At 59.6% G+C, this 8,443-nt stretch carries 8 protein-coding genes, 1 tRNA gene and 1 rRNA gene; 5 read left to right on the plus strand and 5 right to left on the minus strand.

What is annotated here, in order from left to right; translation table 11 throughout:
• Window positions 1-815: 815 nt before the first annotated feature.
• From cas2 to WBH99_RS04785, 3 genes are read left to right on the plus strand one after another with little or no spacing between them, the layout of a single operon-like run.
• Window positions 816-1,091 (plus strand): CRISPR-associated endonuclease Cas2, encoded by a 276-nt coding sequence (cas2, locus tag WBH99_RS04775; protein WP_424218970.1) that lies wholly within the window; start codon window positions 816-818, stop codon window positions 1,089-1,091.
• Between the two features lie 11 nt (window positions 1,092-1,102).
• Window positions 1,103-2,053, plus strand: coding sequence for a CRISPR-associated endonuclease Cas1 (gene cas1, locus WBH99_RS04780; RefSeq protein ID WP_424218971.1), 951 nt, complete (start codon window positions 1,103-1,105; stop codon window positions 2,051-2,053).
• 11 nt (window positions 2,054-2,064) lie between these two features.
• Window positions 2,065-2,361: a CRISPR-associated endonuclease Cas2 gene (locus tag WBH99_RS04785; protein ID WP_424218972.1), complete on the plus strand. Its 297-nt coding sequence runs from the start codon at window positions 2,065-2,067 to the stop codon at window positions 2,359-2,361.
• 76 nt (window positions 2,362-2,437) lie between these two features.
• Here the strand turns inward: WBH99_RS04785 and WBH99_RS04790 are convergent, their stop codons facing one another.
• From WBH99_RS04790 to ispB, 3 genes are all read right to left on the minus strand, one after another.
• Window positions 2,438-3,832, minus strand: a complete 1,395-nt coding sequence (locus WBH99_RS04790) for an MFS transporter (RefSeq protein WP_424218973.1) — start codon at window positions 3,830-3,832, stop codon at window positions 2,438-2,440.
• Between the two features lie 325 nt (window positions 3,833-4,157).
• Window positions 4,158-4,234, minus strand: a tRNA-Pro gene (locus tag WBH99_RS04795).
• Between the two features lie 18 nt (window positions 4,235-4,252).
• A complete protein-coding gene (gene ispB / locus WBH99_RS04800) occupies window positions 4,253-5,221 on the minus strand; it encodes an octaprenyl diphosphate synthase (protein WP_424218974.1) in 969 nt (322 codons plus the stop codon).
• Between the two features lie 156 nt (window positions 5,222-5,377).
• Between ispB and WBH99_RS04805 the strand changes: the two genes are divergently transcribed.
• Together WBH99_RS04805 and WBH99_RS04810 are read left to right on the plus strand one after the other, a co-directional pair.
• Window positions 5,378-6,484 carry an HD domain-containing phosphohydrolase gene (locus WBH99_RS04805; RefSeq protein ID WP_424218975.1) on the plus strand — a complete coding sequence of 369 codons (1,107 nt, stop codon included), beginning with the start codon at window positions 5,378-5,380 and terminating at the stop codon, window positions 6,482-6,484.
• Window positions 6,484-7,248, plus strand: a complete 765-nt coding sequence (locus WBH99_RS04810; protein ID WP_424218976.1) for a tRNA threonylcarbamoyladenosine dehydratase — start codon at window positions 6,484-6,486, stop codon at window positions 7,246-7,248. Before WBH99_RS04805 ends, WBH99_RS04810 begins: the two co-directional genes overlap by 1 nt.
• Window positions 7,249-7,255: 7 nt before the next feature.
• On the opposite strand, the gene WBH99_RS04815 is transcribed toward WBH99_RS04810, so the two are convergent.
• Entirely contained in the window at window positions 7,256-8,209 is a 954-nt protein-coding gene (locus tag WBH99_RS04815; RefSeq protein WP_424218977.1) for an MBL fold metallo-hydrolase, read from the minus strand.
• 118 nt (window positions 8,210-8,327) lie between these two features.
• Window positions 8,328-8,441 (minus strand): 5S ribosomal RNA (gene rrf / locus WBH99_RS04820).
• Window positions 8,442-8,443: the final 2 nt, after the last annotated feature.

The raw sequence follows: 8,443 nt of genomic DNA on the forward strand, positions 1-8,443 counted from the left end.
CAGCACTCTCACCCAGAACGCCATCCGTTGCTGCGTAACAACCCAGCCCTGATTTCAAAGGGATTAAGACTCGTAGACGGCCTCACGTTGCTCATCTGTGAGGCGTAACAACCCAGCCCTGATTTCAAAGGGATTAAGACAGAACTGCCTCAGCAAACTTCCGTGCAATGGTGGTAACAACCCAGCCCTGATTTCAAAGGGATTAAGACGATTCTTACTTCCATGATCTTCTCCTTCTTTTGAGGTAACAACCCAGCCCTGATTTCAAAGGGATTAAGACCCACCGAACGATGGCGACGTGTAGTTCATCTTCTGTAACAACCCAGCCCTGATTTCAAAGGGATTAAGACCCTACCACTACAGTAGTACCGTCACTATTAACAGGTAACAACCCAGCCCTGATTTCAAAGGGATCGTGACTCTGGGCGGAGGCGGGCAAGGCTTGAGAGTGCTTTGGCTTTCCGGAGCGCTCAGGGGGCCTTGCCGTTCTGGCTTTGCCGCTCGGCAACGCGGCTTTCAGGGGACTGCGGCTCCCGGGCCTTGCCGCGTTGCAAAACCTGCTCTCATGGCTTGTAGCCGGCTCTGCGCCCGGCACGTTTGCTGCCGCATGCTTTGAGTGCGGAACTTGGCAAGCTTGCCGCGCAACTCTTGCCCTCTCTTTTTTTGCAGAATGAGGCCGTGTCGAACGCAACCGCCGAGGAAGAAATGAGCCGCTTTGCACCTTGCGCCACCGTTTTTCTGCGCAGCTCCGGAGCCACGCTCCGGTCCTTTCTTTTTGCCCGCTTTTTTTGAGCCTCCGGGCGGAGGTTCTGGCGATGCGCTGTCTTTATCTCGTCTGCTACGACATTTCCTGCCCGAAGCGGCTCTACCGGGTACACCGTTTTTTACTCGGCTACAAAACGGGCGGGCAGAAGTCGTTTTTCGAGTGCTGGCTGAGCCCGGCGGAACTGAGCGAGGTGCGCAGGGGGTTGCTGCAGCGCATGAACCCGGATGAAGACCGGGCCCATATTTTTCAGCTCGACCCGCGCCAGCAGACCCGGCAGCTCGGTGCTGCCAAGGCACCGCACAACGGGGCGTTCATGATTCTTTGAGGGGATGAACAATGAGCAGTCTGTATGTTGACCGCAAGAATGTGGAATTGAAGGCCGATGGCGAGGCGCTGGTCTTTGTCGAGAACGGCGAACGCATCGGCACGGTGCCGCTGAACCCTTTGTCCCGGGTTTTTCTGCGCGGCGATGTCAAGTTGAATGCCAGCTTGCTCGGCAAGTTTGGCGAGCACGGCATTGGCGTGGTGGTGCTTTCTGGCCGCAAGGGGACGCCAACCTTGATGCTGGGGCGGCCGCATAATGACGCGGCGCGGCGGATTGCCCAGTACCGGCTGTCCCTGGATGGCGAGTTCTGCCTGCGCTTTTCACGGGCCATCGTTTGCGCCAAGCTGACCGGACAACAGGCGCTGATCCGCGAACGGCGTGACGCAAGCCCCATGCACCGTTATCCGCTGACGCTGTGCGAACGGCGGATGGATGACATGCTGGGGCAGATCGATGCGCAAAAAAACATCGCGGCCTTGCGCGGACTGGAGGGGGCGGCGGCGGCGAGTTATTTCGAGGCGCTGGCCGAGATCCTGCCGGAAGGACTGAAGTTTCACGGCCGCAATCGCCGGCCACCGCTCGACCCGGTCAATGCCTTGCTGTCGCTGACTTATACGCTGCTGCACGCCGAGGCGACGCTGGCGCTGTACGGCGCGGGGCTCGATCCGTTCATCGGCTTTTATCACTGTCTGGATTTTGGCCGCGAGTCGCTGGCCTGCGATGTGATGGAAGCTTTGCGCCCGCAGGCGGATCGTTTTGTGCTCGATTTATTCCGGGTGGAAACCGTGAAGGCTGGGGATTTTTCATTGAGCGAGGCCGGTTGTTTGCTGGGCAAGGCCGGGCGCGGGCGGTTTTATGCGGCGTATGAGACCCGCGCCGAATTTTTCCGCCGGGAGCTGGAACAGGCGGTGCACGATATTGCGCAAGCGGTCGGCCAGGCTTCGCCTGCGGAGGCGGCTTGAGCAGCTGCTGGTTGATCGGCTACGACATCACCCAACCGCGCCGCCTGCAGCGCGTGCATCGGGCAATGGTCGACCGCGCCACGCCCATCGAATACAGCATTTTTTTGCTGGTCGGTTCGGAGCGGGATCTGGCGGAATGCCTGGCTGCGGTCAGGCCGTTGATTGATTCCAGAACCGACGATGTGCGCTGCTATCCCCTGCCTCTGCGCGGTTTGCAGGAAAGAATCGGCCGCGCCACGCTGCCTGATGGAATCCAATGGACCGCCCTGCCGGCGGGGGTGTTGCTGGATCCCCGGTCAGGCGCTTGAGTCCCGCTGGGGGACGAATCAGTGCCCAGGTTCCGCCAGAAGGTGGCGGCTCGGATCGCGGTATGGCTGGTTCCAGTCATGATTTCGTGCCGCACTGATTCCAGGTGGGTGGTCGTGGGTCATCGAGTTCCTGACCGTGCCGGTCCCTGGAAAAAGCGATGGAGATCAGCGATATGACGCCGCAGATCATGATGAATATGGCGATCGGGATATAACTGTCGTCATACTCCTTCAACAGCCATGTGGCGATCAGCGGGGCCGGGCCGCCCACGATTGCAGCGCCGATCTGGTAGCCGAGGGAAACTCCCGTGTAACGCACGTCCGCCGGGTAGCTTTCCGCAAACAAGGTTCCGAGCACCGCGCCGTACATCGGCCAGATGATGCCAAAGCCGATGATGACGGCGAGAATCAGCAGAGTCGTCGATTGCTGGTTCATCATCCAGAAAAACGGTATGGCATAGGTCATCATGCAGATGGCGCCGGCAGCATACATTTTGCGGCGGCCGATGCGGTCAGAAATCGCACCGACGACGAGCATTACCGGGATGGCGACAAGGGCGGCGATCAGTACAGCATTGAGCGCGACCCCGCGGCTGAAGCCCAGTTTGATCGCGTAGGTCAGCGAGAATGTGGCAAAAATGAAGAATGACGAAGTTTCGAGGAATTTGGCGCCGATCGTGACCAGGACGGCGGGCCAGTGGTGCTTCAGCGTTTCGATCAGCGGCACGCGCGCGGTCTTGTTCTCCAAACGGATCTTTTTGAACGATGGCGTCTCGGCGACGGCGCTTCGAATCCAGAGCCCGAGGCCTACCAGCAGCACGGACAGCAGGAATGGCACGCGCCAGCCATAGCTCATAAACTGTTCGTTCGTGAAAATGGCATCGGCCCCGGATGCGGTCAGGTTGCCCAGCGCAAGACCAAACAGCGCTCCGGTCTGGGGAATGGCGCCATAGAGGCCGCGGCGTTTTTTGGGTGAATATTCGACCGCCATCAACAGCCCACCGCCCCATTCGCCCCCCAGCGCCAGGCCCTGCAACAGGCGCAGCAGGGTCAGCAGAACCGGCGCCCAGATGCCGATCGAGTCGTAGGTCGGCATCAGGCCGATCCCGAAGGTCGATAAGCCCATGATGGAGAGCGTCATCACCAGCGTCTTCTTGCGGCCAATACGGTCGCCGATGTGACTGAATACGATGCCCCCGATCGGCCGGATCAGAAAAGCGAGCGCAAAGGATGCCAGCGCCATCATCTGCCCGGAGACGGGGTCTGCGGCAGGAAAGAACAAAGGGCCAAAGACCAGGCCCGCCATCGTTCCATATAGAAAATAGTCATACCACTCGACCGCGCTCCCTACGGCGCTGCCCAGTAGCGCTTTGCGGCGCGTCGATGCATCGATCAGATCGGCCTTGGTGGCAGACGGGTCAGCGGCCAAGGCGGGCCCCGTGCTCACGGCTGCGGTATCTGCGTTGGACATGAAAAATCTCCATTCCCGAGAAAGGTCTGCTCAACCAGCACGGAAGCGGCCGTTGTCGCTTGCTGGTGTGCGCCCTGCCGGGCGCGCCAAAAAAAAAAAACCACCGTGCAGGTGGCTTGATTGCTCCGTGCGCTGGATCAACGCAATTTTGCACGCAGGACACGAAACGCAGGACACGAAAACCGTGGATTGCGTGCATTTCGTGCAAGGCCCCGTCAGGCAAGGAAAATGGTCCGTTGTCTTTACAGGGTTCAATGCAAGGTTCAATGCAGGGTTCAATGGATCATTCATTGGCCATTCATTGGCCATTCATTGGCCATTCAATTGGTCGGAGTGAGAGGATTCGAACCTCCGGCCCCTGCGTCCCGAACGCAGTGCTCTACCAGGCTGAGCTACACTCCGACGATCCAGTCGTCCCTTCTAGTGAGACCGGTTGACCGCGAAAGCGGACAATTCTAACAGAGACTCTTTGTAATTTGAATCCGGCAGGGCTAAAACAGCGGCGTTGGCTCGCGCGGCTGCCTCCTTGGCGCGCAACCGGGTGTGTTCCAGTGCCCCGGACTGGCGGATGGCGTCCAGCACGGCGGGGAAATCATCGCGGCCGCCCTCTTCAATGGCGCGACGGACACAAGCCGCCTGCTCCGGCGTGCCGTGCTGCATGACGTAAATCAATGGCAGGGTCGGCTTGCCTTCGGCCAGATCGTCTCCAAGGTGCTTGCCGGTATCGGCCTCCTGGCCGGAATAATCAAGCACATCATCCACCAGCTGGAATGCGGTCCCGAGATACATGCCATAGTTCGCCAAGGCACTCTCCTGGGCTTCTGTCGCTCCCGCCACGATGGCCCCCAGCTGGGCCGCAGCCTCGAAAAGCTTGGCGGTCTTGTAGTGGATGACCTGGAGGTAGCGCGTTTCATCCACGTCCGGGTTATGGCAATTCATCAGCTGCAGCACCTCCCCTTCGGCAATGATGTTGGTCGCATCGGACAACACCTGCATGACCTTCATGTTCTCCACTTGAACCATCATCTGGAAAGCGCGGGAATGGAGAAAGTCGCCCACCAGAACACTGGCAGCATTGCCAAAAACCGTATTCGCGGTATCACGCCCCCGGCGCAGGGTCGACTCATCGACCACGTCATCGTGCAACAAGGTCGCGGTATGAATGAATTCGACGACCGCCGCGAGTTCGTGATGATCGGCTCCCTTGTAGCCCAGCGTCCCGGCCGCCAGCAACACCAGGGCAGGTCGCATGCGCTTGCCACCCGCAGCAATGATGTACTCCGCGACTTGATTGACAAGAACGACCTCGGAGCGCAAGCGTTGGCGGATGACCGCATCCACCGCCTTCATGTCATCACCGATCAGGGCATACAGCTGTTGCAGGGACAAGATCAATCCATCGTTAGACAAAACCCGTGGATGATAGAAGGCCCCTCCCGAAGCGTCAAGCCAGCAGCGGGATTGCCGACGTTCGGGCAGGGACAGGCGGTCCTGCTTTCGGCTACACTTCACCCAGTACACCGTAGTCATGCAAGGAGACAAAAAATGGATATCCGCGCCATCATTGCGCCCGTCATTCAGGACCGCGAGGCTCTCGAAGAATTTGCAGATGCCTTGCTGGACCGGGCATCTGAAATCGAGCGGGATATTGCCCGCCTGAAGAAAACCCCCGGCGACCAGGAGTTGATTTCCGATATTTTCAGGGCAGTTCATAACATCAAGGGCGACGCGACGCTGACCCGGTTCGACCTGGGCGCGGCGATTGCCCATCCTATCGAATCCCTGCTATCCCGTTTCCGTGAGGGGGAAATCCAGTTTTCCGACCTGCTTGCCGAAGCCATCCTGCTGGCCATCGACCGTATCGAGCTGGCCACGGATAGTCTGCTGCATCACAAGGACATGGACAATCTGCGCCTCCTGCCTTTGGTGCAGGGTCTGGAAAAGGCCGCCCAGGCCCCTCCCGACCAGGTCGACCTCCTGTGTGGCAAACTGATCGAAGCCGTCACCGGTTTTCCGCCCGTCATCACCAGCATGCCGGCACGCGGGGAAAGTAGCGCGACGCCCACCGGGGACGAGGATGTGGCCAGCGATCTGCAGTTTTTTCGCAGTCTGGCAATGCAGTTCGAAAGTCGCTCCCCTCTTTTCAAGGGCAGGACCACGCGCATTCTCCGTCTGGCCCTGGAAACCAGCAAAACCGCAGGCAACCCCGTGGACCCGCTGCAACTCGAGGCGGCCATCTACCTGCATGATCTGGGGATGATGCTGTTACCCGAGAGTATCTGGCTCAAAGTCGAACGCATGAGCGCTGAAGACAAGCTGAGCCTGCAAGCCCATCCGACCTATGGCGCCGGCCTCATGCAGCGCATGCCCGGCTGGAAGGAGGCCGCGCAGATGATTGCCCAGCACCATGAAATGCCCGATGGCAGCGGCTATCCGGCCCATCTCAAGAATGAGGAAATCTGCGCCGGAGCCAAGATCATTGCCATCGTCGATGCCTTCGAAGCCGTCATGCTCAAACACAGCCACCGGGGCAGGAATCGTTCGGTGCTGCGCGCCATTGCCGAAATCAATGCCTGCGACAAGCAATTTGCTCCGGAGTGGATCAGCCCCTTCAATACCGTCATCCGCCGCACCATCGAAGCCGCCAGCTGATGCATGAAAATCACGATCACGAACGCCGCTTCGGTGGTTTGGTGCGCCTTTATGGTCCTCAGGGCGCACTGAAAATCCAGTCCTCCCATATCTGCGTCGTCGGGATCGGCGGCGTGGGCTCGTGGGCAGCGGAAGCCCTGGCCCGTAGTGCCGTGGGGCGCATTACCCTGATCGACCTGGACATGGTGGCAGAATCCAATACCAACCGCCAGATTCAGGCCCTGGGCCTTGAATACGGCAAGGCCAAGGTCGAGGCCATGGCGGCGCGCATTCTTGCCATCAACCCTGCCTGTGAAATCCACTGTATCGAAGACTTCGTCACTCAGGATAATGCCGCAAGCCTCCTGAACGGCACCATGGACATCGTCATCGACGCCATCGACCAGGTGCGCATCAAGGCGGCCATGATCGCCCACTGTCGCAAGCATGAACTTCACATCATCACGGCTGGGGCGGCGGGCGGGCAGATCGACCCTACCCGGATCCACCGGGATGATCTGAGCCGAACCATCCAGGACCCGCTGTTAGCCCGAGTGCGCAGTCTGCTGCGCCGGGACTATGGCTTTCCCAAAGCCCCGAAGAAATTCGGAGTCCCGGCCATCTATTCCTCAGAACCCCTGCACTATCCAGATAACGCCTGCGACGCCGCAGCCAGCCCCAGTGGCCTCAACTGCGCCGGCTTTGGCTCTTCAGTGTGTGTGACGGCCCCCATGGGCTTCGCCGCAGCTGCGGCAGCTTTTGATTTCCTGATCGCTCGCGGCTGAACCGCCGTTATTTGTGGGCCGCCTGCTGATCGAGCCAGATGCCCAGGCCCTGAGCATTGAGTTCGAGATCGGTCTCCCAAAGTTCGAGCAGCGTGCGTTCATCCAGAAGACAGCCAAAATTTTTCGCCTCATCCCGCAACAAATCCGTCAGCCCTTGCTTGATCTGCTCGTGGCGAGCCGCCCCTTGCGCATCCGCAGCACGGGCAATCTCCAGAAACCGGTCCAGCAGGCGGTGCAATTGAGCTGCCTGCTGGAGCACGGCATGAACACGGCCGAAGTGGGTCAGATACACGGCCTCGGGCGCATAGGTCAGCAGCCGGTCGATGGAGGCGTGCATGGCCACCGGATCAAACTGCACCGGGGTTGTCGTGGGAAAGATGAACTGACGATCCGCCACGTCCATTTCCCGGTAAGACAAACCAAACAGATCCCCGGTAAAAATACCTTTGGCGCGTTCATCGACGATCGCGATGTGGTGGCGGGCATGTCCCGGCGCATCCAGGCAAAGCAGCTTGCGGCCCGCCAGATCCAGTTCCAGGCCATCAACCGCCTCGATCATGCGCTCATCAGGGACGGGTAGCAGCTCACCATACAGCCTTGCAGTGGCCTCTTCCCCATAAACCGCACGAACGCCCGCCAGAAGCTGCGCTGGATCCGCCATATGCCGGCGGCCACGCGGATGGACAACGAGCCGGGCCCGGGGAAAAGCCGCCATCATGGCGCCGGCTCCCCCCGCATGATCCAGGTGAATGTGGGTCAATATCACATACTCGACCGCATCAGGACCCAGGCCCAGCCGGGATAGCGCTTTCAAGGTGTTCAGGAGCGAATCATTGTTCCCGGTATCCACCAGCGCCACCCGGCCGCGCTCCACAATCAGATGGATTGCCGCCAGATCCGGGCGAACATAACCCGAATCAAAGGCATGAATCCCATTTCCATAATCCAGCAGATCCTGCATCTCCGGTTCCTGCAACAAAAGTGAATGAATTGGGATTATGTCTTGTAAATCCAGGAAGTAAACGGGTCAAACCCCCTGGACCGATGGGTTGGGTCAGGGGGTTTGAAGGGGATGGGGTGCCTGGCGGTGACCTACTTTCGCGAGCGGATTGCTCACTATCATTGGCGCGGTCCTGTTTCACGGTCCTGTTCGGGAAGGGAAGGGGTGGTTCCGGGACGCTATGGCCGCCAGGCG

The sequence above is a fragment of the Azovibrio sp. genome, assembly GCF_049658005.1.
Taxonomy (GTDB): Bacteria; Pseudomonadota; Gammaproteobacteria; order Burkholderiales; family Rhodocyclaceae; genus Azovibrio.